The organism is Hymenobacter negativus (assembly GCF_016056375.1).
GTDB classification, from domain to species: Bacteria; Bacteroidota; Bacteroidia; order Cytophagales; family Hymenobacteraceae; genus Hymenobacter; species Hymenobacter negativus_A.
In genome coordinates this window covers 1-26,612 of sequence record NZ_JAEDAE010000009.1, presented here as the reverse complement: position 1 = coordinate 26,612, position 26,612 = coordinate 1, and the positions used below count along the sequence as shown (strand labels likewise).

The window sequence follows — 26,612 nt, the reverse complement described above, 5'->3', positions numbered from 1 at the left end:
TATTGCCTTGTTCTAAAAATTTCTTCAGTGCCATGGGCAAATGCAACTTGCGCAGGCGTTGGCAAAGCCCTGCCCGTCGCCGGCATTCCCGCCCCGCCCAACCTGAGCCGTAAAAACCCGTTACCTTCCCCGGCGCAACCCCTCACATTCCGGCGCTCCCTTATGACCCCAACCCCGACGCACCCTGCCGCCGCCGCTGGCGCGGTCGAAAAAGACAACAAGCGCATCACCACCGGCTGGACGTTTTACGACTGGGCCAACTCGGTGTACCCGCTGGTGATTACCAGCTCGATTTTTCCGATTTACTGGGGCGCCCAGGCCGTGGATGCCCAGGGGCGCGACGTGGTGAACTTCCTGGGCTACACGCTGCCGGGCTCGTCGCTGCTCACCTATGCCATCTCGGCCGCCTTCCTCATCATCGCGCTGGTCAGCCCGTTTCTGACCTCGCTGGCCGACTACTCGGGGCGCAAAAAGCTGTTTCTGCAAATCTTCTGCTACCTGGGGGCGGCTTCGTGCGCGGCGCTGTACTTCTTCACCAAGGACACGCTCACGCTCAGTACGTTCATCTTCATTTCGGCCACAGTGGGCTTCTCGGGGAGCATCGTGTTCTACAATTCCTACCTGCCCATCATCAGCAGCGAGGAGAAGTTCGATTCGCTCTCGGCCCGCGGGTTTTCGATGGGTTACATCGGGTCGGTGCTGCTGCTGGTTATCTGCCTGGGCATCATCATGGGGCCGCACATTGCGGGCGGGCCCGAGGGCGTGGCCCTGTTTGGCATGAGCACGGGCATGGCCACCCGGCTCAGCTTCCTGCTCACCGGCATCTGGTGGGTGGGCTTTGCCCAGATTCCGTTCTTCACCCTGCCGCCCGATACCGGCCGCCCCGCCGATGCGCCCGTGAGCGAGGACGGCTGGCTGCTCAACGGCTTCCGCGAGTTGGGCAAGGTGTGGGACCAACTCAAGCAGCTGCCTAACCTCAAACGCTTCCTGTTGGCCTACTTCACTTACAACATGGGTGTGCAAACCGTAATGTACGTGGCCACCATCTTCGGCGACAAGGTGCTCAAGCTCGACAGTACCTCGCTCATTGTCACCATTCTGCTGCTGCAAATCGTGGGCATCCTGGGGGCTTGGCTTTTCGCCAAGCTCTCCGAGCGCATCGGCAACACCCGCGCCCTGAGCTGGGCCGTGTTCATCTGGATGCTGATTTGCGTGGCCGGCTACTACGTGCAAAAGGGCTGGAGCTTCTTCGCGCTGGCCGCCGTTATCGGCCTCACCATGGGGGCGGTGCAAAGCCTTTCGCGCAGCACCTATTCCAAGATTATTCCCGAAAACACGCCCAACACGGCCGCCTATTTCAGCTTTTTCGATGTGGTGGAGAAGCTGGGCATCGTCATTGGCACGCTTTCCTTCGGGCTGATTGGGCAGATTACCGGCTCAATGCGCAACAGCATCCTGTCGCTCATCGTGTTTTTCATCCTGGGTCTGGCCTTCCTGCTGAGCCTGCGCGGCAAGAAGCTGCGCGAAGACTCGCTGGGTCCGGTAGCGGTGCCGGGCCCGCCGCCCGCCTCGGCCGCCGCCGAAATGGGCGCGCCGATGACGCGGTAGCACTGTAGCGCGAACTTTTAGTCTGCGAGTTACAGCAAATGGAATAGCTTTGACTCGCGGACTGAGAGTCCGTGCTACACTTCACCCTATTTCCCGCATGTACACCTCTTCCATCCAGCAAAACATCCTCGCCGAGCTCGACCACGAGCTGGCCCAAACCCGCAAAGTCCTTGAGCGGGTGCCCTTTGCGCAGGCCGATTACAAGCCCCACCCCAAGAGCATGAGCCTGTGGCAGCTGGCCACCCACGTGGTAAACCTGCTGGCCTTCAACACCCTTTTCGTGCAGCACGACGCGCGCGATTTCCTCGACCCCAACGCGCCCAAGCCCGGCCCCACGCCCACCAGCCCCGAGGAACTGCTGGCCCGTTTCGACGAGTATTCCCAGACCCTGCGCGAAGCCCTGCGCAGCAGCGACGATGAGAAACTGACCCACAACTTCAAGCTGCACCGCGGCGAGCACACCATCATGGAAATGCCCAAAGGGGCAGCCATTCGCATCATGGGCCTCAACCACAGCATCCACCACCGCGGCCAGCTCACGGTGTACCTGCGCCTGCTCGACATTCCGGTGCCAGGCCTCTACGGCCCCAGCGCCGACGAGAAATAAGGGCCACGCGCCTGTCATTGCGAGGTGGGGCAGGCTTGTCATTGCGAACGCAGCGAAGCAATCCGTCCTGTCAAAACCAGACCCCTAATAATGTGAAAAAGCCCCGGCACCACTGCGGTACCGGGGCTTTTTAATTGGCTTCATCACATTTCAGGGTTGGTCGCACCTGAGAGGACGGATTAGCTACGCCTGTCCTTCGGGCGCCACGGCTTGCGACCTCGCCATGACAGACGGGCCCTACTTCCGCCTAAATACCTTCTCCCCGCCAATCCACGTTTGCAGCACCTGTGCGCCGCGCAGCTTTTCCTTCGGCGCGGCCAGCAAATCGGTGTCCAGCACCACGAAATCGGCCAGCATGCCGGGCTTAATTTGGCCCTTGCGCTTCTCCTCGAAGGCGGCGTGGGCGGCCCAGGTAGTCATGCCGCGCAGTGCGTCGGGGCGCGAAATGGCGTTTTCCATCTGGAAGCCGGTGGCGGGGTAGTTCTTGGCATCCTGCCGGGCCACGGCCGCGTGGAAGCCAAACAGCGGGTTAATGTTCTCCACCGGAAAGTCGGAGCCCAGGGCCAGCTGGCCGTATTGCTTCAGCAATTCTTTGTAGGCATAAGCGGTTTTGAGGCGCTCAGCACCCAGACGCTCGCCGGCCCAGTACATGTCCGACGTGGCGTGGGTGGGCTGCACCGAGGGCACAATGCCGAACTGCCCGAACTTGGGCATGTCGGCCGGGGTGATGACCTGGGCGTGCTCGATACGCCAGCGGCGGTCCTTCTGGCCCTTCAGCGCTTCGCCGTAAATGTTGAGAATGATGCGGTTGGCCGAGTCGCCGATGGCGTGGGTGTTCATCTGGAACTTCGACGCGGCCAACTGCCGGGCCAACGCTCGGTATTCCTTCACGGTCTGAATCAGGAAACCGATTTCCTTGGGTTTATCCGTGTAGGGGCTGAGCAGGCAGGCGCCCCGCGAGCCTAGTGCCCCATCGGCCAACACCTTGAAGGAATTGACGGTGAGCCGGTCGGTCTGGACTGGTCCTTTCTTTAAGTAATACGCCACGTTCTCGGGCGAGGCCCGGACCATGGCGTTGAAGCGCAGGTGCAGCTGGTTCAGCCGCTGCAACGAATCCAATATGTCGATATCCATCTTCTCAAGGCCCGCCTCGGCTAGGCTAGTGAGGCCCACGGCCAGGCAGTTCTGCTGGGCCTGCATCAGCAAGGGCGTGTCTTCGGCGGCGGTGGTGACGGGGTACACGCTGCCCAGCAGGCCCTGGGCTTTGTCGACCAGCAGGCCCGTGAGGCGGCCCTGCGCATTGCGCCCAATCACGCCGCCGCTGATGGGGGTGCGGGCCGTGATGCCCGCCTGGTCCAGCAGCTTCTGATTGGCGAGGCCCGCGTGCCCATCGACGCGGGTGATGTAGACTGGCACGTCCGGAAACAACCGGTCCAGGGTGTCTTTGGTAGGAAACTGCTTGTTGGGCCAGTCGTTCTGGTCCCAGCCCCAGCCGGTTAACCAACGCGCTTTGGGGTATTTACGGCGGGTTTCCTGCAGCCGCTCGATGACCTGCGCCCAGGATTTGGTACCCACCAAATCGGCGCCGGTCAGGCCCATGGCGTAGCGGTAGAAATGGCAATGCGCGTCGTAGAAGCCGGGATAGATGAACTTACCCTCTGCGTTTACCTCCTTTGCCGCCTGATATTTCGCTTTCAAATCGGTGGCCGGGCCCACGGCCACAAATTTGCCGTCCTTCACTACGAAAGCTTCGGCTTTCGAGAAGGTCGAATCAACCGTGTAAACGGTAGCGTTGGTGACGAGCAAATCCACCGCCTCGCGCTTGGCGCCGCAGCTGCTGAGCAGCGCCAGGGCCAGCAGTGGCGCGGTGATTTTGGGGAAAGCAGTAGGAGGAAATAGGGCCATGCGGAGAATCTTAAGCGGGAAAATCCTGGTGAGAATGAAAAAAAGAACGTCATGCCGAGCGCAGCCAAAGCATCTCGCGTGCAATAGTAAATCCAATCACAAGAAAAGAAATACTACCCCGCGCGAGATGCTTTGGCTGCGCTCAGCATGACGTGCTGTTATGACGGATTATCGAATCTGTTCTTATCCGTCAAATCCGTTAGAATCTGCGGTCCTTACTCGAAGCGCATGTGCTTCACCGACTCGCCCGAAAATTGCAGCTCCTGCAGCGACTCGATGCCGATTTGCAGATGCTGCTTCACGTAGTTGGCCGTCACTTTCGAGTCCGATTCCGAGGTTTTCACGCCTTCGGGTGTCATCGGGTTGTCGCTCACCAGCAGCAGGGCACCGTGCGGAATGTCGTTCATGAAGCCGCACACGAAAATGGTGGCCGTTTCCATGTCCACGGCCAGGGCGCGCACCCGGCGCAGGTAGTCCTTGAAATCCTGGTCGTGCTCCCACACGCGGCGGTTGGTGGTGTACACCGTGCCGGTATAGTAATCCAGCTCGTGCTTCTTAATCATCGACGAAACCGCGCGCTGCAGCCGGAAAGAGGGCAGGGCCGGAATCTCCTTCGGCAGGTAGTCATCCGAAGTGCCGTCGCCGCGAATGGCCGCGATGGGCAGCACCAGGTCGCCGAGCTTGGTCTTCTTCAGGCCCCCGCACTTGCCCAAGAAAAGGGCCGCCTTGGGCTTGATGGCCGAGAGCAAATCCATCACCGTGGCCGCCATCGGCGAGCCCATGCCGAAGTTGATGATGGTGATGCCGTGGGCCGTGGCCGTCTGCATGGGCTTGTCGAGGCCGCGCACTTCGCAGTCGAACTGCTCGGCAAACATGTATACGTAGTTGCTGAAATTGGTGAGCAGAATGTACTGCCCGAAGTCGCTCAGCGGCACCCCGGTGTAGCGCGGCAGCCAGTTATTGACAATTTCTTCTTTGGTCTTCATAAAAGTGTTTTGAGTGGCGGGATGGCTAAGTTCGGGAGTGAGAAAAGGGTATGCGTTTCGGAGTCACTTAGCCACTCAGTTGCTCAGTCACTCGATACCAGACCCCTACCTTTGGAGGTGATGCAAGCCCTGGACCTGCCGCCTTTCGAGGCCAAACTTACGCAATCGGCCACAAATCAACCACTCATCTGGGATGGGCTGCGGCGCAAGCACGTCGTGCTCACGCCCGAGGAGTGGGTGCGGCAGCATGTCGTCCATTATTTAATCAACCACTTGGGCTATCCGCGCGGCCTACTGGCCCTGGAGCGCGGCCTTCGCTACAACCAGCGCCAGAAGCGCACCGACCTGCTGGCCCTCGACCCCAGCGGCCAGCCCCTGCTGCTGGTGGAGTGCAAAGCGCCCTCCGTGGCCATTGATGCGGCCGTGGCCCGGCAGGCTACCACCTACAACCAAACCATCGGCGCGCCGCTGCTGCTGCTCACCAACGGCCTGGTGCACTACTGCTGGCGAGTCAATTTTGCGACGCGCACCAACGAGCGGCTGGAGGAGATACCGACGTTTGCGGACGCAACCACTTTATAAGTTTATTTATAAGTGCCTGAATGCCTGGCAAACCGGGTATCCAAGTGTTTTGCTCTTTGACTATTCGTTATCAACGGACTACTTCTACCCAGCCGGTGAGGCGCTCGGCTGAGGTGAGATTTGAAAAGTAATAATAATAGACCCCGGCCGGCTGGTCGGAGGCATTCCATAGGTTTTGATAAGATTCCTGATGGTACACCCGGCGCCCCCAACGGTTGTAGATATCTACCTGCCAGTCGGCCGCGCGCCAGCCCTGCATAACGAGTGTCTCGTTCCGGCCGTCGCCATTGGGCGTGATGATGTTCGGAAGCGAGCCCGACTTTATGAGAATGGTATCGGCAGCGGTGCATCCGTACTCATTGCTCACTTCTACCCAATACTTACCGGGGGCAGCCACGGTTAAGAACCTGCCCGTGGAGCCATCAGACCACCGATAAGTATTGCGCAGGGACTCTTCTTTGGTACGCAATTGCAGCGAACTGCCCTGGCGCAATACGGTTGCTTCCCGACTGAGGGTGACGCGGGGGCGGGGGTCGACGGTGACGTAGCGGGCGCTGGTGTAGGCCTGGCCACCCACTACAATGGTGAGCTGGACAAGGTAGGTGCCGGTCTGGGCAAATGCGTGGAAGACCGTGGGCCCGGAAGCAGAATCGGTACCGATTGTGCCGGGCAAACCACCAAAGTGCCAAGTGTAGGTGGGCGGTATGGTAGAAGGGTTGGTAGGAATGGTGGCGACGGTGAACCGCATGGGGGCACCCAGGCACGCGGGCTCCGCGTTGAACGCTACTTCGGGTGGCTGGGGCCGCACGAAATTTTGCAGCCCATACTCCGAAGCCAATCGAAAGCCAATGGGCAAAGCATCGGCCTGAAACACGCAGGCGGCGCCGCGCTGATTAGGGCGCACCACACACCCCAGATAAGTGGAGCTGCTCCGGCCGACATAGATTCGGCCATCGGGCCCCATCTCTACCGCATTGAGAACGTTGTCAATGTCCCCCGTGCGGGGCCTGATGGTTTGGGCAGAGCTCCGGATAGCGGCCAAAGAACCCGCTTGTAAATCCAATTGAACAAGCTTGCCTTGGATTTTTAAAATCTGCGGGATGCTACATGCCAGGTAAAGCTTGGAGTTGTCGGGAGAGAATTCAAGTCCCGACACGCTGTATTCCCCCGGCCTTTCGGGGTCCGTGGTCTGCACTACCTGGGGATTGGTGATACGGCCGGTACTGGCATCAAAATCATAAAGCTCCAGCCGGGCATCTCCCGATGAACGGGCAATGCGATGGCCGTCCGGCGAGAATTTGAGGAACCCGAGCCCTGAATTCCACGGGATGGGATTGGTGACGGGCACGTGGCTGACCCCGGCCGGCGTAACCAAAAAGCTATAGGCAAGGCCGTTATTCACTCCTTGCACGACTACCCAAACGTCGCGGCGGTTGGCGTGCTGCATCCCGGCTACTCCCTCGCACATGACGGCGCCCGTTGGCAGCTGCACGTTGCGCACGGCGGTTACCCCGCCCAGTCCCCCGCTCAGGCTCATATCGACTTCGCTGTAGGTCACGCCATTGGCTAAGCCGTGCTCTCGGGCATCGGTAGCGAACACATAGTAATGTCCTGGGGTGCCGGGCCGGGATACAATGAGTGCGCCGCGCTGCGCTGAGGTGTGCCCAAGCAGCCCGGCAGGATATCCGTCGCAAGTAGCACAGGCATTGGTCATCACGCCGTGGTTTCGGTTCCAGATTGTAATCCCGTTGGTGTAAAAAAGCAGATTGCCGGCGGCATCCGAAATGGTGGAGTTAGGCTCCTGGCTTTCTATGCTGCTGGTCCGAAGCCACGTCGGCTGGGGTACGAAGCCTATGCCTAATTTGTCTCCACAATACCAGTTGTTGTTTTCGCCCTGAGCAAGGGCTGGCCGGACGCCTAAACAAAATAGCCCCGCTAGAATAAGGCGGTTGATGAAGAGAAGAAAATTCGGACGCATGGGTGAATGCAAGAATTCAAAATGAGAGCGTGGGGCTAACAGGAAAGGTGCCGCCATTTGCCAAACGGGCTTGCAAATAAAGCTTGCATCAGCGGCTTCAGTGCGCGGGGTTGGCCTGGCTGTAATGCCTGGCATGAGGGAGGTGGGACGTATCCGCCGCCGCCGTTGCGAGGTGATGAGCAACAAAGCATAAAGCCCGGCCGCAACTGCTGCGGCCGGGCTTTTGAGTGGCAAGGGGCGGTGAGAACCGAGCCTAGCGCTTGATTTTGGTTTTTTTGCCCTTGTCCTTCACGCGGGCATCGGCCGGTATCACGCGCACGGGTTTTTCAATTACCGTAGTCGTGGCAGGCATGGTGGCCGGAGCTGCATCGGTGGTCGTAGTGGTCGATTCCGTGGTGGTCGACGTAGCGGGAGCGGGCGTAGCCGCTGGGTAAGTGGCCGGGGCGGGCGTTACCGTGGTCTGGCGCGTGGTGGTCGTGCTGGTGCTACTCTGGGCATTGGCCGAGAAACCGCAAACGGCAAGGAACAAGGCAAGGATGAGGGGTTGCTTTTTCATAGGACCGAAAGGTTAGTGAAACAAAATGCCCGCGATGGTTGAATCGCAGCAATTGGTCTGGCTTTAACGCAGAAAAATGCGCAAGGGTTGAGCTTGGTCGAGACCTGTTAATTACCAATTACTTATATAGGCGATTGTCCAACAGCCCGTTCACGTAAAACTGCACGCAGGCGCGCAATTCGTCGCCGTACTTCTTCACCAATGCCGGGTTGGGTTTGGCCACGGGTTCATTGGGTATGAAATGAGTCTGATAGGGGTAGAGGCGCACTTCGTTCTTATTGGTCAGCTCGGCCACGAAGTCGGAATGCACGAGGTAGTAGGAGTCGCCGTCGCGGAAAATGGCGCGGCCGGGGCTGGCCGCATCAAACACCGATGAGCCAAAGGGCAGCAGCGCCGGCTGCTCCTGCGCCAGGCCCAGCACATCAAGCACCGAGGCGGGCACGTCGATTTGCTCCGTGATGCGGTGCGGGTTGGCGGCCGGCAGCGGCTGGCCGGGGCGGAAAAACAGCAGCGGCGTTTTGTGCGCACCCAGCGGGTTTTGGTAGCCGGCGCGGTCCGACTGCGAAGTATGGTCGGCGGTGAGCACAAATACCGTGTGCGCGTACCAAGGCTCCCGGCGGGCCGCCGCAAAAAAGCGGCGTAGCGCCAGGTCCGCGTAGGCAATGGTGGGGTGAATGGGCTGCGTGCCCACCGGGAATTTGCCCTTGTATTTCGTCGGCAGCGAGAACGGCTCGTGCGAGCTGAGCGTGAACAGCGCGGCCAGGAAGGGCTGCTTGGTGGCCGTGAGTTGGCGGTTGAAGTATTGCAGGTAGGGCTCATCGAAAATGCCCCAGTGGCCGTCGTAATCGGGGCTGGCGGCGGCGCCGGGGTACTCGTTCAGGCCATAATAGTGCTGCATCCCGGCAATGCCGCTGAACATATCGAAGCCCATGGTGCCGTTGGAGCCGGCGTGGTACATGGCCGTGCTATAGCCGTGGCGGCCCAGGATTTCGCCCAGCCCGTGCAGCTCCGCTGTCTGGAAGCTGGAGGTGATAAACGGCTCATCCATCAGCGAAGGCAGGCCCGCAAGCACAGCCGGTAACGCCTCGATGGAGCGGCGGCCGTTGGCGTAGTTCTCGCGCATCAGCCGCGCCCCGGGGGCCACGGCTAAGGAATCAAAAAACGGCGTGAAGCTGCCCCGCCCACCGTTTTCCACGCCGTTGTATTCCGAGCCGAAGCTTTCCATCAGCAGCACCACCACGTTGTCGGGGACGGTAGATGCGGCGGGCCGGGCGGGCAGCGGGGCGGCGTTCAGGGCCGGCCGCAACGCCGTGGCCGTAGGGAAATATCCTACCCGGTCAATCTGCACTTCATCAAAAGATTTCAGCACCGTGAACGTGCTGTTCAGGGCCAGGTGCCCGAGCACGGCAGGCTGCTGCTCGAAGGCAATGCCGGTGCGCAGGGGCTTGAGCTGCCAGCCGCCGCGCAAGCCCAGCACCACCAGTCCCACCACCAGCATAAATTCTACGGTGCGCTGCGCCCAGCGCCAGCGGCCGGCCGGCGCAGCCAGCTCGGCCGGCGTGGGCATGGGGCACAGCCGCCACAGCACATACACCAGCCCGGCCAGCGGAATGGCTAGGTACCAGTAGTGCAAGCCAATCTGGCCGGCCTGCTGGGCAATGTCGTGGCCAATGGTGCTCCACTCGTTGCTCAGCCGCCGCCCAATGAATTTAAAATACTCCCAATCAATAATATTGAGCAGAAAGCCTGGCACATTGAGCAGCACAAACAATCCGCGCAGCCACTGCTGCCCTCGCCGCGCATCCACCGGCACGAGTAGCGACAGTAGCACCAGTGGCAGGTTCATCCAGAGCAGCGCGGCCACATCAAACCGCAACCCGTGCATAAATGCTTGCACCACTGCCCCCGGCGCAATGCCCCGAAACGTGACCAGATTGAGGCAGTAAAAACCCAGGCGAAGCAGCGTATAAACGGCCATCAGCAGCGCAAAGCGGCGCAGCAGCAGGCGAATGGCGGGAGAGGGAATCATTTATTCAGCGTATGTCATTGCGAGTGGAGCGCAGCGCAACGCGGCAATCCGTCCTCTCGAAGCGACAAGTCAGCTATTGTGACAAGGCCCCGATAAATTGTGTCAATTCAAAACAGATGTGAAAAGCCCCGACGCCGTTGCAGGCGTCGGGGCTTTTCACATCTTAGGGCTTAGTGCTTTGAGAGGACGGATTGCCGCGTTGCGCTGCGCTCCACTCGCAATGACAGCTAAGACTAATTATAATCTATACGGCGGCTAGTTCCAGCACGGTTTCCACGTTCACCAGGGGCAGGCCCCAGGCTTCGGCTACGCCTTTGTACACCACTTCGCCGTGCACCACGTTCAAGCCAAGGCGCAGGGCCTCGTCGCGGCGGCAGGCTTCCTGCCAGCCCTGGTTGGCGAGTTTCACGGCGTAGGGCAGGGTGGCGTTGGTCAGGGCCAGGGTGCTGGTGTAGGGCACCGCGCCGGGCATGTTGGCCACGCAGTAGTGCACCACGTCGTCGATGATGAAGGTCGGGTTTTCGTGGGTGGTGGGGTGGCAGGTTTCGATGCAGCCGCCCTGGTCCACGGCCACGTCCACTACCACGGTGCCGGGACGCATGGTCTTCAGCATGTCGCGGGTGATGAGGTGCGGAGCCTTAGCGCCGGGAATCAGCACCGCGCCCACAATCAGGTCGGCCGTCTTGATGGCTTCGCGGATGTTGTACTCGTTGGAATACTGCGTGATGACGTTCTTGGGCATGATGTCGTCGAGCTCACGCAGACGGTTCAGGCTGATGTCCATGATGGTCACTTGCGCACCGAGGCCGGCGGCTACTTTCGCAGCCTGCGTGCCCACAATGCCGCCGCCCAGCACCAGCACGTTGGCGGGCTTCACGCCGGGCACACCGCCGAGCAGGATGCCACGGCCTTTCAGAGGTTTTTCCAGGTACTTGGCGCCTTCCTGCGGAGCCATGCGGCCGGCCACTTCGCTCATCGGAATGAGTAGGGGCAGGGCGCGGTTGCTGAGCTCCACGGTCTCGTAAGCCAGGCAGATGGCCTTGCGCTCAATCATGGCGTGGGTCAGCTCCTCGCCGCTGGCGAAGTGGAAATACGTGAAGAGCAGCTGGTTCTCCTTGATGAGCGGATACTCCTCAGCAATCGGCTCCTTCACTTTGATAATCATCTCGGCCTGCCCGTACACGTCGGCAATGGTGGGCAGGATGGTCGCGCCGGCCGTCTGGTACTCCTCGTCCGAGAAGCCCGAGCCTTCGCCGGCGGTGTGTTGCACCAGCACGTTGTGGCCGTGTTTGCGCAGCTCGGCTACGCCGGCGGGCGTGAGGCCCACGCGGTTTTCATTGTTTTTAATCTCCTTGGGAACGCCAATAATCATGAGCGAAGGGGGAAGTGATGGGGTGGGGGAGAAGTGAGCTTTCGAGCCGCAAAGATAGGGCGCGGGCCTAGTACCCGACGCGCCAAAATTTGGTTCAACTCACGCCTCCGCCAGCAGCGCGTTCAGGTCCAGGGCGCGGGTGTACATCTGCACTTCGCCGTTGGTCGTCATGGGCCACTGCTCGCGGGGCCGGTCCCAGTACAGTTCCACGCCATTGCCGTCGGGGTCGTCGAGGTAAATGGCTTCCGATACGCCGTGGTCGGCCGAGCCGGTGATGGGGTAGTTGGCCTTAACCAATTGCTTCAGCGCGCCGGCTAGCTCAGCCCGCGTGGCATAAAGAATGGCCGTGTGGTAGAGCCCCGCACCCTGCTTGCGGGCGGGCGGCCCGCCCAGGCTGTTCCAGGTGTTGAGCCCAATGTGGTGGTGATAGCCGCCGGCCGAAATAAACGCCACCTGATTGCCAAACCGCTGCACCACCTGGAAGCCCAGAATGTCGCGGTAAAAGCCCAGGGCCTTGTCGATGTCGGTGACCTGCAAATGGATGTGGCCGATACGCGTCTGTGCCGGAACTACGTAGGGGGCGCTGGCTGCGGGAGCGGCACTGCTGGTTGAGTCTGCCATAGGGAAGCTATGAATTGATCGAATTAATGTACCAACATCGATCTAAAATCGCTCCAAAAAAAGCCCCGCCAAATTGGCAGAGCTTTCAGTCAGTCGAAGCCCCGGATATGGGTGTATCTTTTTTCGTTTTGCCGCCCCACCCGCACTATCTGGCGCTCGAAGTCCTTGGAATCGTTGAGAATTTTATAAAACCCGTTTAGGTATCGGGTAGCAAATTCCTGCTCCTCGTGGCTGAGATATGGGCAGGCCAGGTACACGTTGTAGAGCGCGGCGCGGCGGGTATTGAAAAGGCCCCGGACGGCAGCCAATATTTCCGGCGGAAAATCGTAGCCCCGAAACACGCGCTGCCGCACCGAGGCGATGCCGAGCTGCTCAGGCGGCACGGCGTAGGGGGCGCTCACCAGCCCGCTGTAGTCGAAATCGAAGGCTACTGGCACGGGCGGAGTGGCCAGGCTGCGGGACAGCAGGCGGATGTTGTGCCGGTAGGGCACCGACCAGTCCGTGTTGCCAACCATGAACTGGAACAGGACCATCGTGGCCGTGGCCGGCTGGTCCAGGTTTTCCATGCCGATGAATAAGGGTTTGGGGACCACCGTGGCTTGGTTGCGCCGCGCCAGCGCCTCGGTATTCTCCAGAAAGAAGCCGTAGTGGACCGAAGTATCCTCCCGTCCGTTGCTGTCGCGGTAGGTAATGCGGCAAAGTCGGGCCCGGTAGCTAAAGTCCGTCAGTGCGTTATAGAGCTTATATACCAGGTATTCCCGCAGGGTGTAGTCGTCGGACAGGCAGTGAGTGGTCAGCTTCAGTTCGGCTACCGCCCCGAAGAGGGAGCTATGCCCATTGGGCGGCGGAAACCTGACCAGCAGCGGCGGGAAGCCGCACACGGCGGGGTCTTTGCGCCGGTTGCCGCGCACCTGCACCTGCACGGCCAGCGTTTGCGTGCTGCCATTGGCGGTGCGATAGGAGATACTGGCCGGATGAAGGCCCGGACTAGCGCCGCGGTCTTTCAGAACCTGCTCGAGCGGCAGTGAAAGCGTGAGCTCGACGATTTCCGCGCTGGCGAAGAAGGAGTTATCGGGGGCATAGGCCTTTGCTTGCGCCGGCGCCGGCCAACCAGCCGGTGCCAGCACCGGCTGCCCAAGCAGTAGGCCGTAGCACACCAGAACCAACAGCAGCGAAATCATCACGGCAGCGGGCCCGCGCAACGCGGCCCATTAAAGACAACCGGCCCGGCGAAGCAAGCAGCCCGGGCTAATGACGGCTCAGCCTGGAAAAGCAGGTTGAATTCATATGAGTATCAGCGCTTAAACAGCGCATCAATTGACTTGCCCTGGCCCTGGGCGAAGGGAATGCCCAGCATGTAGGCCACGGTAGACGGCACGTCGACCAGCGTACAGGTATCCTTCACGGTGCGGCCTTTTCTGAAATCCGGCCCCAGAGCCAGCAGGCTGATGTGGCGGCAGCCCTCGCACCCATCGCCGTGCTCCGTCCAGCCCGGGGGCACGGTGTCGAGGTGGCGGCCGTGGTCGTTGGTCACGAACAGGGCCGTGTTGTTGCGGTAGGCTTTGCTTTTCTGCAGGAAATCGTAGAGCTGCTGCACATACCGGTCGTCGCGGTTAATTCCCCGGATATAATTGGGCCAGTTGCCGGCGTGGGCGTAGCCATCGGGCTCCATAAAGTTGATGAGCACCAGGTTGGGCTGGTACTGCGTCAGAATGCGCTTGACGGCTATCAGCGTCAGCGAATCGGCCCGGTAGCCGGTGCCCGGGCCGCTGATGCCGCAGTCGACGGAAGGCGGATACTGGTCCTTCCACTCGGGGTTAAGGGTGTTGGCCAGAATGTAGAGCTTGTCTTTGCTGGTAATCAGCCAGGCGGCGGTGGCGGGCTTGCCGGTGGCTTTGCGCCACAGCTGGAAGATGGAAGGCTGCTGCGGAAACTCCTTATCGTAATTGTCAATGGGCTGGTTGATGCCCGTAGTCAGGGCCGTGTGCCCGGAGTTGGTGTAGGTGTACCCGTTGTTATAAAACGTGGGAAAGAACACGCCCTTGGCCTTGAGCGTGGTCGACATGTTGGGAATGTTGCCCGGAATATTGCCCCACGTCTCGGAGTACCGGGGGCCATCAATAACCACAATAATGACGTTTTTGGTGCGCAGACCCTTCTTACTCGGGACCGGTGCCCCGCCCACCGCAAAGAGCAGCAATAGCAGCCCGCCCAGCACATACCGCAGCCAGCCGGTGGCGGTGAGGAAGCGGCTTTGCCGCCCAACTGGTGCAAAGAAAGGCATGGTGCTTCGTTTTATAAAACATATAAATATACATTATAATATATTTAAATATAATTCATTCATCCCAGATTAGGTAGAAACACAAAATGCTCTCAACTATCAACGCTGCAGCATTTTGACCAGTTGGCCCTGAAACAGCAACGGGCTCCGGCAGCCGGCCAGCACAATGCAGTGCTGGCCAGTCGCCGGAGCCCGTTTATAGGCTGGGCAGAAACCCGTAATTATTTAAACGGAACGGCCGTGCCGCTTTCCTTCACCATGCTGTTGCCACTGAGGTCGCGCACGATGTTGGCCTTGAGCGTGATTTTGGCGTCGCCGCTCACGTCGTTGGAGCTGATGGTCACGGCGTCGCTCACCTGCCCGAGCTGGCGCTGGCTGTAGAGAAGCTCCACTACTTCGCTCTGGCCGGGCGCGATGGGGGCGGGGTTGTTCTTGTAGCCCACGCAGTAGCACCCCGACGAAAGCGCCCCAAGCACCAACTCAGTTTTGCCGGTATTCTTCACCGTGAAGCGGGCAATGGGCTGCTGTCCGGCCTCCATCTTGCCGAAATCGTGGGCGCTGCGGTCCAGCACGAGGTGGGGCGAGGCGGCCAGCTGGGCCGGCGTCAGGGTGGGCTTAATCTGGTCTTTGGTGAGCACCGTGCCTTTGATGCTGAGGACCTTGCTGGCCTCGGTAGCGTTGCTGGTCACGGTCACCGTTTTGTTGAACACGCCGGGGCGGCCAGCGCTGCTATACATGGCTTTGATAACGCCCATCTTGCCGGGCAGCACCGGGGTTTTGGTCCAGTCCGGGGTAGTGCAGCCGCAGCTGGCCTGCACGTTAGCAATAACAACGGGCTGATTGCCGGTGTTTTTGAACTTGAACTCGTAGGTAGCCATCGTGCCTTCGGGCACGTTGCCGAAGTCGTGGTTGTCGGTCGAAAACTGCATCACGCCCTGGGCGTGGGCCGCGCCGGCCAATGCCAGCAGGCAAATAGTAAGAAGTTTCTTCATGATTTCTAAACCCTGAGCCGGTAATCAAAAGCCGGGGCGGGCGGTTTTGAATGAGAAAAAGAAAGCCGGTGGAAACAGTGCCGGGCTGACAATCAGCACGGAATACGTATTACCATTGCACCCCAAATATACGGCCAAACCCTGCCACGCCACCCACCCGGCCCCGATTCCGTATTTTTGCACCACGGCCCCGGCCGCCCGCCTCTTCCGCTCCAAAATTCCCACGTATCCTGACCCTTATTATATGTCCGCAGCCGAAACCGCCGTGCCCGCGCTAGCCGCGCCCCTCACCAAGGCCGACTTTCTCACCGATTACCGCCTGGCCTGGGAAAGCCGCCACGCCTCGCTGGCCGGCCGCAAAGAAGTATTCATGGGCAAGGCCAAGTTTGGCATCTTCGGCGATGGCAAGGAAGTGCCGCAGCTGGCCATGGCCCGTGCCTTCCAGAACGGCGATTTCCGCGCCGGCTACTACCGCGACCAGACGTTTATGGCGGCCATCGGCCAGTTGACCTGGGAGCAATACTTCGCCCAACTCTACGCCAACCCCGACGTGGAAGCCGAGCCCGCCACCGCCGGCCGCGCCATGAACGGCCACTTTGCCACCCGCATGCTCGACGAGGACGGCAACCTGACCAACCTCGCCCAAACCAAAAATTCCTCGGCCGATATTTCGCCCACCGCCGGCCAGATGCCGCGCCTGCTGGGCCTGGCCTACGCCTCTAAGCTGTTCCGCCAAAACCCCGAGCTGCACCAGTTCGACACGCTTTCTGTGAACGGCAACGAGGTGGCTTTCGGTACCATCGGCAACGCCAGTACATCGGAGGGTATGTTTTTTGAGGCGCTGAACGCGGCCGGGGTGTTGCAAGTACCCATGCTGGTGAGCGTGTGGGACGACCATTACGGCATCTCCGTTCCAGCTGAATACCAGACAACCAAGCAGAGCATCAGCGACATCATGATGGGCTTGCAGCGCGACGGCGAAGGCCAGTCGGGCTTTGAAATTTACGTAGTGCGCGGTTGGGACTATGCCGGCCTGGTGGACACCTACCAGCGCGCCGCCGCCGTGTGCCGCGAGCAGCACGTGCCCGTTCTCATCCACGTCACGGAGCTTACGCAGCCGCAGGGCCACAGCACCAGCGGCTCGCACGAGCGATATAAGAGCAAGGACCGCCTGACTTGGGAGGAGGACCACGACTGCCTACACAAGCTGCGCGAGTGGCTGCTGGCCGAGGGCCACGCCACCGAGCTGGAGCTCGACGAAATCGAAAAAACCGCCGCTGCCGTTATCAAAACGGCCCGCACGGCTGCCTGGGCCGCCTTCTTCGACCCCATCAAAGCCGAGCGCGACGAGGCCGTAGCTCTGCTCGATAAGCTGGTGGCCGATACCGGCACCGAAAACTCCATGCACGAGCTGGTGGAGCAACTGAAATCGAACCCCACGCCCATCCGGGCCGATATCGTGCGGACGCTGCGCCGCGCCCTGCGCCAGGTGCGCAACGAAAAGCGCAGCTTCGGCCGCCGCTCAGTGCAGCGCCACTTGGAGCAGCTGCTGGCCGAGAATGCCGACCGCTACAACTCCAGCCTGTTCAGCCAGAGTGAGTTGGCCGTGGGCAATATCGAAGAAGTGGCCGCTACCTACGCCGCTGATGCGGCCGTAGTGGACGGCCGCGAGGTGCTGCAGGCCTGCTTTGATGCCAACTTCCAGCGCGACCCCAAAATCTTCGCCATCGGCGAGGACGTGGGCAAGATTGGCGATGTGAACCAGGCCTTTGCCGGTTTGCAGGACAAGTTTGGCGAGCTGCGCGTGACCGATACCGGCATCCGCGAGTGCACCATTGTGGGGCAGGGCATTGGCGCGGCCTTGCGTGGCCTGCGGCCCATCACCGAAATTCAATATCTTGATTACCTGCTGTATGCCATCCAGATTCTGAGCGACGACCTAGCTTGCCTGCAGTACCGCACCAAGGGCGGGCAGAAGGCCCCGCTCATCGTGCGGACCCGCGGGCACCGGCTGGAAGGCGTGTGGCACTCGGGCTCGCCCATGCAGATGATTCTGGGCAGCATCCGGGGCATTCATTTGTGCGTGCCGCGCAACATGGTGCAGGCCGCCGGCTTCTACAACACGCTGCTGCGCAGCGACGAGCCCGCCATCGTAATTGAGTGCCTGAACGGCTACCGCCTGAAAGAGAAAACGCCCAGCAACGTGGGCGAATTCACCCTTCCGCTGGGTCGCCCCGAGGTGCTGCAAAAAGGCACCGACGTGACAGTCGTTACCTACGGCTCGATGTGCCGCATTGTGATGGATGCTGCTAAGCAACTGGCCGACGTGGGCATCTCCGTGGAAGTTATCGACGTGCAAACCCTGCTGCCTTTCGATACCGACCACCTCATCGCCGACAGCGTGCAGAAAACCAATCGCGTGCTGTTCACCGACGAGGACGTGCCCGGCGGCGGAACGGCCTTCATGATGCAGCAGGTGCTGGACGAGCAGCAGGCCTACCGCTTCCTCGACGCGCAGCCGCGCTGCCTGGCCGCACAGGCCCACCGCCCGGCCTACAGCTCCGACGGCGACTACTTCAGCAAGCCTAACGCCGAGGACGTGTTCGACACCATCTACGAGATGATGAGCGAGGACGCGCCGGAGCAGTTTCCGGCTATCTACTAAGGTGTTAGCGTAATAGGCCGGCCCGCCGGGTCGGCCTAAAGCGTCACCTCGCTGGTGGTGATTTGGTTGCTCTCGTGCAGGCCGCGGTCCAGGATGCTGATTTCAAACCGGAATACATCACCGGGATTGAATACCGTGCCGTCGAGGGAAATGGGCAGCTTGTAGCGCAGCTCGCCTTTCAGGGGCGCGGCACGGCCGTCGGCGCCGTTTAGGCGGGGGTATTGGCTGTCGTATTCGCCCTGTACGCCGGCGGGAAACGGGGGCTGGGCTGGCGTTACAAAAAAATCAAAAGCCTTGGTAACGGGGTTCCTTTTGTAGGGCTGTATGAAGTAGTTATAGCTGTAGCCCCTGTTGTTATGGCCGCCGATTTTGGTGTTGAAGGGTGCCACGGCGAGGTCTTCCGGCCCAAGGCCCAGGTCGCCGTCGCCGTCGCGGAAGCCGAGCACGAATTCCAGCGTGTCGCGGCCCACGTTGCCATTGGCGGCCGCAATACGTGTTACCTTAACGTCTCTAAACTCGATTTCGGGCGTATTCGAATAGCTGGGGGCGCTGAGGCAGCCGCTAAGGCTCGTCCCGGCCAAGCCAAGAAGAGTAACTCCGCGCAGGGTACGAAACAGGTTCATAAATACAGGAAGTGAGAAGTCAGAAGCACAACGGCCGAAGCGGCCCCAAAGTACGTTCTTCCCAACGAATAGCCAAGATGGTTGGTTCGGTGGTAACGGCTAATGTCCTTGTTTGCTCATGAGTTTTCGTTCTGATTTTTTGGCCCGGTTGCCCAAGGTTTCGGCCGCTACATTCGAGGCGGCCGCGCTGGCGCTGTTCCGGCACCAGGCGGCCCACTGCCCGCCCTATGCGGCCTACCTCGCGCAGCTAGGGCGCAACCCCGCTGCTGTGGCCCGGCTGACCGATATTCCATTCCTGCCCATCGAGTTTTTTAAAACCCACGAAGTCCGCACAGAGCCTACGGAATGGGCACCGCAGGAAGTATTCCTGAGCAGCGGCACCACGCTGCAGCAGCGCAGCCGCCACCTCGTGCGCGAGCCCGCGCTGTACCGCGAAAACGCGGCCCGCATTTTCGAGCAATACTATGGCCCGCTCACGGGCTGGACGTTTTTGGCGCTGCTGCCGTCGTATCTGGAGCAGGGCAATTCCTCGCTGGTGGCGATGGTGGATTATTTCGCCCAGCAATCGGGCCAGGCGCAGCCGGCCTTTTTCCTGCACGACCACGCCGCCCTGCGCGCCGCGCTGGCCGATGCGAAGCAAGTACCCGGCCGCCGCGTCATGCTCATCGGTGTGAGCTATGCGCTGCTGGATTTCGTCCTGGAAGCCGGCCCCGCGCCGGAGCTGCAGGACCTCACGGTGCTCGAGACCGGGGGCATGAAGGGCCGCCGCCGCGAAATGATTCGCGAAGAACTGCACGCCGAATTGCAGCGGGCGTTTGGCCCGGCCGGTATTCATTCCGAGTACGGCATGACGGAATTGTTGAGCCAAGCCTATTCGCTGGGCGACGGCCGCTTCCACTGCCCCGCGCCGCTGCGCGTGCTGCTACGCGACCCTTCGGACCCGTTTTCGATTGGTGATAGAAAGGATGGGGCCATCAATGTGATTGATTTAGCCAACATTGATTCCTGTGCTTTTATCGAAACGAAGGACTTAGCCCGCATGCACCCGGACGGCTCGTTTGAAGTGCTGGGCCGGATGGATAATTCGGACGTGCGCGGGTGCAATCAGATGGTGTAGAGGCCTAATATCTTTCGGCAGCAGTTAATCCAGTAGACATACAGACTAATAATAAATGCGTAGCTGATAGGGTTATTGTCAAATAACAACCTTCCAATCCATCGGACTTTCCACAGGTCGTAGTGATAACCTGCAATACTAAATATTTGATAGTAAAATAAATTATAAGCTTGGTAGAAGTAATGGTAGTCCCGAACCAGAAAGGTTAAAAAGAGAATTAATTTGGTGGTGATTATTGCAATAGTAATTATCCATAGAATCTGTTTACGTCCGAAAGTTGTTAATGCGAAAAATCCAAAAATAATGAATTGAAATATACCGTAAATAGTGCGGCCTTTATGAATGGCAAAGGCGTGTGAATTATGAAAGATATCCCACTTTAGGTAATTGTCGAAAGCTATACCTAACGCAATGACTATTGCAAAAGCAATCCATTGATAACGAAGGGAGAGAATAGACTTAGTAGATAAATAAGCCACGAATCAATGGATGATTAGCAGGTTAGAAAAGAAATTGGCCGCGCTGCTCTAATGCAACACGGCCAATCAATACGGTTTATTATCAGCGTTTATTTACCTGCAAACGCCTTCGCGTCGCCTTCCGAAATCGTGTCGTCGCTCATAATTACAAGGCGCTCCACCACGTTACGTAGCTCGCGGATATTGCCGCGCCAGTCGAGGCCCTTCAAATATTCCAGCGCGGCGGCGTCAATTTTCTTGGGCTTGTTGCCGTAGTCGGCGGCGATGTCGTTGAGGAACTTCTGAATTAGCTCCGGGATGTCTTCGCGACGGTCGTTGAGGGCGGGGACCTGGATGAGGATGACCGAGAGGCGGTGGTAAAGGTCTTCGCGGAAGTTTTTGTCGGCGATTTCCTGGAGCAGGTCTTTGTTGGTGGCGGCGAGGACACGCACGTTAACCGAGATTTCCTTTTCGCCGCCTACGCGGGTAATTTTATTCTCTTGTAAAGCGCGCAGCACTTTGGCCTGGGCCGAGAGGCTCATGTCGCCAATTTCGTCGAGGAAGAGCGTGCCGCCATCGGCCTGCTCAAACTTGCCGATGCGCTGCTTCACGGCCGAGGTGAAGGAGCCTTTTTCGTGGCCGAACAGCTCGCTTTCAATCAGCTCGGAGGGAATGGCGGCGCAGTTTACTTCCACCATCGGGCCGCTGGCGCGGTTGCTGAGCTCGTGTAGCTGGCGGGCCACCATCTCCTTGCCGGCGCCGTTGGGGCCGGTGATGAGCACGCGGGCATCGGTGGGAGCTACCTTTTCAATGGCCTTGCGCACGGCACCGAGGGCGGCCGAGGAGCCCACCATCTCAGAGCCTTTGGTGACGGAGAGCTTCTTTTTGAGCGTCTTGGTTTCGGTGACGAGCTTGGTGCGGTCGAGGGCGTTGCGGACGGTGACGAGGAGGCGGTTGAGGTCAGGCGGCTTGGGCAGGAAGTCGTAGGCGCCTTTTTTGGTGGCTTCCACGGCGGTGTCGATGCTGCCGTGGGCCGATACCATGATGAAGGCGGCGTCGGTGCCCATGGCCTGGGCGCGGGTCAGGACTTCGAGGCCGTCCATTTTGGGCATGCGGATGTCGCAGAGCACCACGTCGTATTTCTGCTGGATGAGCAGGTCGAGGCCGGCGGGGCCGTCTTCGGCCTGGTCAACTTTGTAGTTTTCAAATTCCAGAATCTCCTTCAGCGTGTTGCGGATGGCTTTTTCGTCGTCGATGATGAGGATGCGGGGCATGGATAAGGAAACGGAAATGGATGCAAAGAGAGCGGCGCGAAGGTAACGAAAAGCGGCGCTAGGAGTTTAAGGACGGATAGTGAGCGAGGTAGAGACGCATATTTGCGTCTCGTCGTCCGCACAGTTCGTTTGTTGTCGGTAATCCTGGACATTCTAGGCACTGACCATTAAACGACGAGACGCAAATATGCGTCTCTACACGTTCTTCCAAACCCATACTCTTCGCATGAAAAACACCCTCACCCGCCCGCTGCTGCTCACGACGGCTTTGGCCAGCAGCCTCGGCCTCTACTCCCTCACCAGCCGGCCCGATGCCGTGACCGCCGACCCCAACAACGCCGGCCTGAAGCTGCCCGCCGGATTTGGCGCGCTGGTAGTGGCCGAAACCGGCGGCCGCGCCCGGCACCTGGCCGTGACGCCCCAGGGCAACATCTACGTGAAATTGAACCGGCCCAAAGACGGCAAAGGCATCCTCGAACTGAAGCCCAATGCCACTGGCAAAGCCACCGTGGCAGGCGGCTTCGGCAGCTACGGAGGCACGGGCATTTACGCCAAGGGCGGGTATTTGTACGCCTCTTCGGATGAGGACGTGTACCGCTATAAGCTGGATGCGATAGGGGAGGTGACCAACCCCACGCAGCCTGAGAAAATCGTGTCGGGCCTACTGAACCGGGGCGAACACGAGAGCAAATCCATTGTGCTTGACAACGCGGGCAACCTCTACGTGAACATTGGGGCGTATTCGAATTCCTGCCAGGTGAAGGATAGGGAAAAAGGCTCGATGGGCCGGCAGAACTGCCCGATTCTGGATTCGGCGGGCGGCATCTGGCAGTTCCGGGCCGACAAGGCGGGACAGACTTACGGCTCGGGCACGCGCTACGCCACCGGCCTTCGCAACGTGGTGGGCCTGGATTGGAACACGCAGAACAATCAGCTCTTCGTGATGCAGCACGGCCGCGACCAGCTCCACGACATCTTTCCCGATATGTACACCACCAAGCAGTCGGCTGAGCTGCCGGCGGAGTGCCTTTACGAAATCACGAAGGGGGCCAATGCCGGTTGGCCCTTCCTGTACTACAACGGGCTGACGCACCAGAAAATTCTGGCCCCCGAGTACGGTGGCGACGGCAAGAAGCTGGCCGACCCCAAGTACCTGGAGCCCGCCGCCGCCTACCCCGCCCACACTGCTCCCGACGGCCTGCTGTTCTACACCGGCACCATGTTCCCCGAGAAGTACCGCAACGGTGCGTTCATCGCCTTCCACGGCTCCTGGAACCGCGCCCCGGAGCCCCAGAAAGGCTATTACGTAGTGTTTCAGCCCTTCAAAAACGGCAAGCCCAGTGGCCCTTGGGAAGTGTTTGCCGACAACTTTGCCGGCTCTCCTGAAAAGGTGGCCAGTGGCCGCGCCGACCACAAACCCTGCGGCCTGGCCCAGGGCCCGGATGGCTCGCTCTACGTGAGCGACGACAAAGCCGGGACGATTTACCGCATCATGTACACCAAGAAATAAGCATGCTTGTGAAGAGGTATTTTGCTCTGCTGGCTGTGCTGGCCCTGACCAGCGCCCCGGCCTTCGCCCAGAAAAAGCCGGCTCCTAAACCTTCAGCCAAAAAGCCCGCCGCCGCAGCCGGGGTGCTCAAGGGCAAGGCCATTTACACCCAATACTGCCTCACCTGCCACCAGGCCGACGGCCTTGGCGTGGAGGGCATGAACCCGCCCCTGGCCAAAACCGATTACGTGCTGGGCGACAAAACCCGCCTGATAACTGTGCTTCTCAACGGTCTCAAGGGAGAGGAAATCAACGGCGAGGACTACCACGGCGTGATGCCCTCGCAGGCCTACCTCACCGACCAGCAGCTGGCCGACGTGCTCACCTACGTGCGCAATAGCTTCGGCAATAAGGCCACCGCCGTGACCCCGGCCGAAGTGAAAGCCGTGCGGGCTGCTAAGAAGTAACGTCTCCTGTTGGTCCGGCCGCTCTAGGCGGTCTGACTGGTGGAAGAACCAACGGATTCGTTCATCGATTTCGTTCACATAACAACCGGTCGGACCGCCTAGGGCGGTCGGCCCGGAGAGCGACATTTCGCTACAACAAAAAAGGCCACTCCCGTGCGGGAGTGGCCTTTTTGATGATTGGTAATGGGTCTGTAAGCCGGGTTTTGTCCGGGGCCGAAGCCCCTGCCTCACCATTTATCTAGGCCAGTCCTCGCGGAAAGGCTCCATCAACCTACCCGCTGGCGCCGGACGAGCCGCCCGGTGCCGGTGCCGCCCGAAGGCCGCGCCGGCGTACCAGCTTATTTGGTCTTTCAACCCCTGAGGTTTACCCAGCCGGGACGGTTGCCCGCCCGCTGGTGCGCTCTTACCGCACCTTTTCACCCTTACCGGCACCGGCTTGGAGGCTGGCACGTAGGCGGTAATTTTCTGTGGCACTCGCTGTCCTGGGTTGCGTTATGCGCGCCAGTCCTTCCCGTTAGGAAGCAAGGTGCTCTGCGTTGCCCGGACTTTCCTCGTCGCCCGAAAGCGCCGCGGTGAGGCGACCCATCACTGCAGGCAAAGGTAGGGCACGAACGAAGCAGAACGTCATGCTGAGCGAAGTCGAAGCATCTCTACCGCGCAAAAATTTTCCCAAGCCTCGTTAGGAATAGCTCAAAGCCTGAAATAGGCGGGGCAAATTGGCAAGTTAGAAGTTGCTGGCTCCCATTGTAATTGTAGTCGGCAAACCAATAGTGGTAATCATCAATCTGATTAAAAGTGACATCTGAAGGCTTCTCGTGCATTCTACTAAACTTTCGTTTCAGTCCAATGAATAACTCACAATCAGAAGGCCAGCCCGGGTCAGCTACTACTTCCACAATCTCATTACCAGCTGCCAATTCCATTTCAAGGATGCGCCGCAGAGGAGGCGCTAGTTTGTCTAGAGGTGCCATTACTTCCCTTCCCACACATTATCCTTCGGGTAGCTGTCGGGCACCAACGTGCTGCCCAGCGTCATGCGCTTCACGGCTTGCTTGGTGGGGACGGGCACGGTGACGGAGTTGGCCCCGGTTTCCCAGACGGCGATGCTGCGGTGGATTTTCTGGGTGGTGTTGTCGGCGAAGGTGACGGTTAGGTCGACGGGGACGGGCTTGCTGCCTTTGGCTTGCACGAGAACGTCGTAGCCAGCGGTGCTTTTGGTAACCTTGTTGATGGCCAGGTCCGGGTAGCCGTCATCGAAGAACCAGCGCTGCCAGAACCAGTTGAGGTTGCGGCCCGCGCCGGCGTTCATGCTGTTGAAGAAGTCGTAGGGCTGGGGGTGCTTGCCGTTCCAGGTGGTGATGTAGGTGTGCAGCGCCTGCGTGAAGAGCTTGTCGCCGAGCATATCTTTCACGTAGAGGTAGCCCATACCGGGCTTGGGGTAGGAGTTGAGGAAGAAGGGCATGCCCGTCTGCTGGGTGCTGAGCGTGGTGATGGGCAGGTCGTTCTCGGTGGCGGCGTTTTGGGCGTAGCGGGCCACGCCGTAGTCGTCGTCGAGCTTGGGGTCGATGATGCCCGAAATCAGCCACTCGCCGATGGTGGCCCAGCCCTCGTCCATCCAGCCGTACTTGGTTTCGTTGATGCCCATGTAGAAGGGGAACATCGTGTGGAAGATTTCGTGGTCGGTGAGGGTGATGGCGTCCTCACGGGTGGCGGTGGGGTTGTCGTTCACCATCATCGGGTACTCCATCTGGTCGAGGCCGTCGAACACGGTTTCGTGGGCGTAGGGGAAGGGCCAGCGGGGGAAGGTGTAGCTCATAGCCTCCACCGTTTTGCGGCTAAAGTTGATGACTTCCTTGTAGTCCTCGTGCTTGGGGTTGTAGGCGGCATCGACGCGGGTGCGGCGCTTGGTGGCGGGGTCCACCACCAGGCTGGTGCTCTGCCACACGTAATGGTCAGCGGTGGCGAATACGAAGTCGGTCACGTTCTTCGCCTCGAAACGCCAGGTGTTCTGGTCGGCCTGGGCGGTGATGTCGTGCCGCTTGGCGTCGTCCTCGCCGATGATGCTCACCACGGCGTCTTGCTGCTCGGCGTCGCGCAGGCGCTGGGCGTATTTGGGGGCCAGCACTTCGGCGGGGTTGGTGAGGTCGCCGGTGGCCCAGACCACGAAGTTTTTGGGCACCGTGATGGCGGCTTTGAAGTTGCAGAAGTCGTTGTAGAACTCCTGGTCGCCGGTGTAGGGCACGCGGTTCCATCCGTCGAGGTCGTCGTACACGGCGATGCGCGGGAAGAAGTAGGCCACGAAATCGGCCCCCGGCTCAATCTCGCCGGTGCGCTGGTGCGAGCCTTTGTTCAGGGTGTAGGCATAGGTGGCGCGCACCGTGGCTACCTGGTGGGCCTTGAGGGCGCGGCGCAAGGTCACGGGCATATTGGTGGCGTCGGGGGTGAGCTTGCTCACGTCAAAATTCTCGCCGTTGATGGTGAGGTTAAAAATTTTGACGCCGTCGCTCACGTCCTCCGGGGCGATGGCGCGGCTGCGGGGCGCGCCCTTCTGGTAGAGGTTGGGGTAGAGCTTGAACCAGATTTGCCGGAGCGAATCGGGGCTGTTGTTGATGTACTTGATGTCGACCGTGCCGGACACGAGGCGGGTGCCCGGGTTGAAATTCACGGCCAGGTCGTAGTCGGCGGTGTTTTGCCAGTAGCGGGGGCCGGGCTGGCCGCTCTCGGCGCGGGTGCCTTTGGTGTAGGGGGCTTGCAGGTTGCGCGGCAGGGGCAGCGGGCGCTGGGCCAGGGCCGGGCCGGCCAGCAGCAGGAGGGCGAAGGGGAGGAAACGCATGGAAGGGGAGAAGCAGAGGAAGCAGCCACAGTGCCGCCAAAGCACAAAAGAACGTTGGGCGGGGTGAAAGACCCGCGGGCAAGTCGCGCGATGTAGGGGCAGGGGCAAGCCCCGCCCCTACATCGCGCGGCTAATGCCCATTCACCACGCGCACCAGGCCGGTGGG

The 26,612-nt window shown here is 60.1% G+C and carries 20 protein-coding genes and 1 other RNA gene; 7 read left to right on the top strand and 14 right to left on the bottom strand.

Translation table 11 applies throughout. The annotated features are described in order from the left end of the window. Positions 1-162 precede the first annotated feature (162 nt). Both I7X13_RS17135 and I7X13_RS17130 read left to right on the top strand, forming a co-directional pair. Entirely contained in the window at positions 163-1,608 is a 1,446-nt protein-coding gene (locus I7X13_RS17135) for an MFS transporter (protein WP_198068827.1), read from the top strand. A 97-nt stretch (positions 1,609-1,705) separates the two neighbouring features. Next, a complete protein-coding gene (locus tag I7X13_RS17130) occupies positions 1,706-2,215 on the top strand; it encodes a DinB family protein (protein ID WP_198068826.1) in 510 nt (169 codons plus the stop codon). Positions 2,216-2,452: 237 nt separating this feature from the next. Here the strand turns inward: I7X13_RS17130 and I7X13_RS17125 are convergent, their stop codons facing one another. Together I7X13_RS17125 and I7X13_RS17120 are read right to left on the bottom strand one after the other, a co-directional pair. Further along, positions 2,453-4,120, bottom strand: a complete 1,668-nt coding sequence (locus I7X13_RS17125; RefSeq protein ID WP_198076407.1) for an amidohydrolase — start codon at positions 4,118-4,120, stop codon at positions 2,453-2,455. 215 nt (positions 4,121-4,335) lie between these two features. After that, the gene (locus tag I7X13_RS17120) at positions 4,336-5,106 is read right to left on the bottom strand and encodes an AMP nucleosidase (RefSeq protein WP_198076406.1); all 771 of its coding nucleotides are present in this window, start codon (positions 5,104-5,106) and stop codon (positions 4,336-4,338) included. Positions 5,107-5,226: 120 nt separating this feature from the next. Between I7X13_RS17120 and I7X13_RS17115 the strand changes: the two genes are divergently transcribed. Next, on the top strand, positions 5,227-5,688 hold the full coding sequence (locus tag I7X13_RS17115; RefSeq protein ID WP_198069035.1) for a type I restriction enzyme HsdR N-terminal domain-containing protein: 462 nt from the start codon (positions 5,227-5,229) through the stop codon (positions 5,686-5,688). A gap of 70 nt (positions 5,689-5,758) precedes the next feature. Here I7X13_RS17115 and I7X13_RS17110 read toward each other — a convergent pair whose 3' ends face one another. From I7X13_RS17110 to I7X13_RS17075, 8 genes are all read right to left on the bottom strand, one after another. Further along, complete coding sequence (locus I7X13_RS17110) at positions 5,759-7,666, bottom strand: T9SS type B sorting domain-containing protein (protein WP_198076405.1); 1,908 nt, start codon at positions 7,664-7,666, stop codon at positions 5,759-5,761. 253 nt (positions 7,667-7,919) lie between these two features. Then, positions 7,920-8,222, bottom strand: coding sequence for a hypothetical protein (locus I7X13_RS17105; RefSeq protein WP_198068822.1), 303 nt, complete (start codon positions 8,220-8,222; stop codon positions 7,920-7,922). A 118-nt stretch (positions 8,223-8,340) separates the two neighbouring features. After that, positions 8,341-10,251, bottom strand: a complete 1,911-nt coding sequence (locus I7X13_RS17100) for an LTA synthase family protein (protein WP_198076404.1) — start codon at positions 10,249-10,251, stop codon at positions 8,341-8,343. Between the two features lie 244 nt (positions 10,252-10,495). Further along, complete coding sequence (gene ald, locus I7X13_RS17095; protein WP_198076403.1) at positions 10,496-11,623, bottom strand: alanine dehydrogenase; 1,128 nt, start codon at positions 11,621-11,623, stop codon at positions 10,496-10,498. A gap of 99 nt (positions 11,624-11,722) precedes the next feature. Next, positions 11,723-12,244: a VOC family protein gene (locus tag I7X13_RS17090; RefSeq protein ID WP_198076402.1), complete on the bottom strand. Its 522-nt coding sequence runs from the start codon at positions 12,242-12,244 to the stop codon at positions 11,723-11,725. A gap of 89 nt (positions 12,245-12,333) precedes the next feature. After that, positions 12,334-13,425 carry a hypothetical protein gene (locus tag I7X13_RS17085; protein ID WP_213019099.1) on the bottom strand — a complete coding sequence of 364 codons (1,092 nt, stop codon included), beginning with the start codon at positions 13,423-13,425 and terminating at the stop codon, positions 12,334-12,336. A gap of 113 nt (positions 13,426-13,538) precedes the next feature. After that, entirely contained in the window at positions 13,539-14,528 is a 990-nt protein-coding gene (locus tag I7X13_RS17080) for a sulfatase-like hydrolase/transferase (protein ID WP_198076400.1), read from the bottom strand. A gap of 221 nt (positions 14,529-14,749) precedes the next feature. Beyond that, positions 14,750-15,520 carry a DUF1573 domain-containing protein gene (locus I7X13_RS17075; protein ID WP_198068816.1) on the bottom strand — a complete coding sequence of 257 codons (771 nt, stop codon included), beginning with the start codon at positions 15,518-15,520 and terminating at the stop codon, positions 14,750-14,752. Positions 15,521-15,764: 244 nt separating this feature from the next. Between I7X13_RS17075 and I7X13_RS17070 the strand changes: the two genes are divergently transcribed. Continuing rightward, positions 15,765-18,185 carry an alpha-ketoacid dehydrogenase subunit alpha/beta gene (locus I7X13_RS17070; protein ID WP_198076525.1) on the top strand — a complete coding sequence of 807 codons (2,421 nt, stop codon included), beginning with the start codon at positions 15,765-15,767 and terminating at the stop codon, positions 18,183-18,185. Between the two features lie 35 nt (positions 18,186-18,220). Here the strand turns inward: I7X13_RS17070 and I7X13_RS17065 are convergent, their stop codons facing one another. After that, on the bottom strand, positions 18,221-18,808 hold the full coding sequence (locus tag I7X13_RS17065; RefSeq protein ID WP_198068814.1) for a hypothetical protein: 588 nt from the start codon (positions 18,806-18,808) through the stop codon (positions 18,221-18,223). 118 nt (positions 18,809-18,926) lie between these two features. On the opposite strand from I7X13_RS17065, the gene I7X13_RS17060 reads away from it, so the two are divergent. Beyond that, the gene (locus tag I7X13_RS17060) at positions 18,927-19,925 is read left to right on the top strand and encodes an acyl transferase (RefSeq protein WP_198076399.1); all 999 of its coding nucleotides are present in this window, start codon (positions 18,927-18,929) and stop codon (positions 19,923-19,925) included. 568 nt (positions 19,926-20,493) lie between these two features. On the opposite strand, the gene I7X13_RS17055 is transcribed toward I7X13_RS17060, so the two are convergent. After that, positions 20,494-21,657, bottom strand: a complete 1,164-nt coding sequence (locus I7X13_RS17055; RefSeq protein ID WP_198068812.1) for a sigma-54-dependent transcriptional regulator — start codon at positions 21,655-21,657, stop codon at positions 20,494-20,496. Positions 21,658-21,883: 226 nt separating this feature from the next. Here I7X13_RS17055 and I7X13_RS17050 point away from each other — a divergent pair, with 226 nt between their 5' ends. Both I7X13_RS17050 and I7X13_RS17045 read left to right on the top strand, forming a co-directional pair. Continuing rightward, a complete protein-coding gene (locus I7X13_RS17050) occupies positions 21,884-23,167 on the top strand; it encodes a PQQ-dependent sugar dehydrogenase (protein ID WP_198076398.1) in 1,284 nt (427 codons plus the stop codon). 8 nt (positions 23,168-23,175) lie between these two features. Then, positions 23,176-23,613, top strand: a complete 438-nt coding sequence (locus I7X13_RS17045; RefSeq protein ID WP_317191584.1) for a c-type cytochrome — start codon at positions 23,176-23,178, stop codon at positions 23,611-23,613. Positions 23,614-23,789: 176 nt separating this feature from the next. Here I7X13_RS17045 and rnpB read toward each other — a convergent pair. Both rnpB and I7X13_RS17035 read right to left on the bottom strand, forming a co-directional pair. Continuing rightward, positions 23,790-24,202: RNase P RNA component class A (rnpB, locus tag I7X13_RS17040), an RNA gene on the bottom strand. A 381-nt stretch (positions 24,203-24,583) separates the two neighbouring features. Further along, positions 24,584-26,446, bottom strand: a complete 1,863-nt coding sequence (locus I7X13_RS17035; protein WP_198076396.1) for a M1 family metallopeptidase — start codon at positions 26,444-26,446, stop codon at positions 24,584-24,586. Between the last annotated feature and the right edge of the window lie 166 nt (positions 26,447-26,612).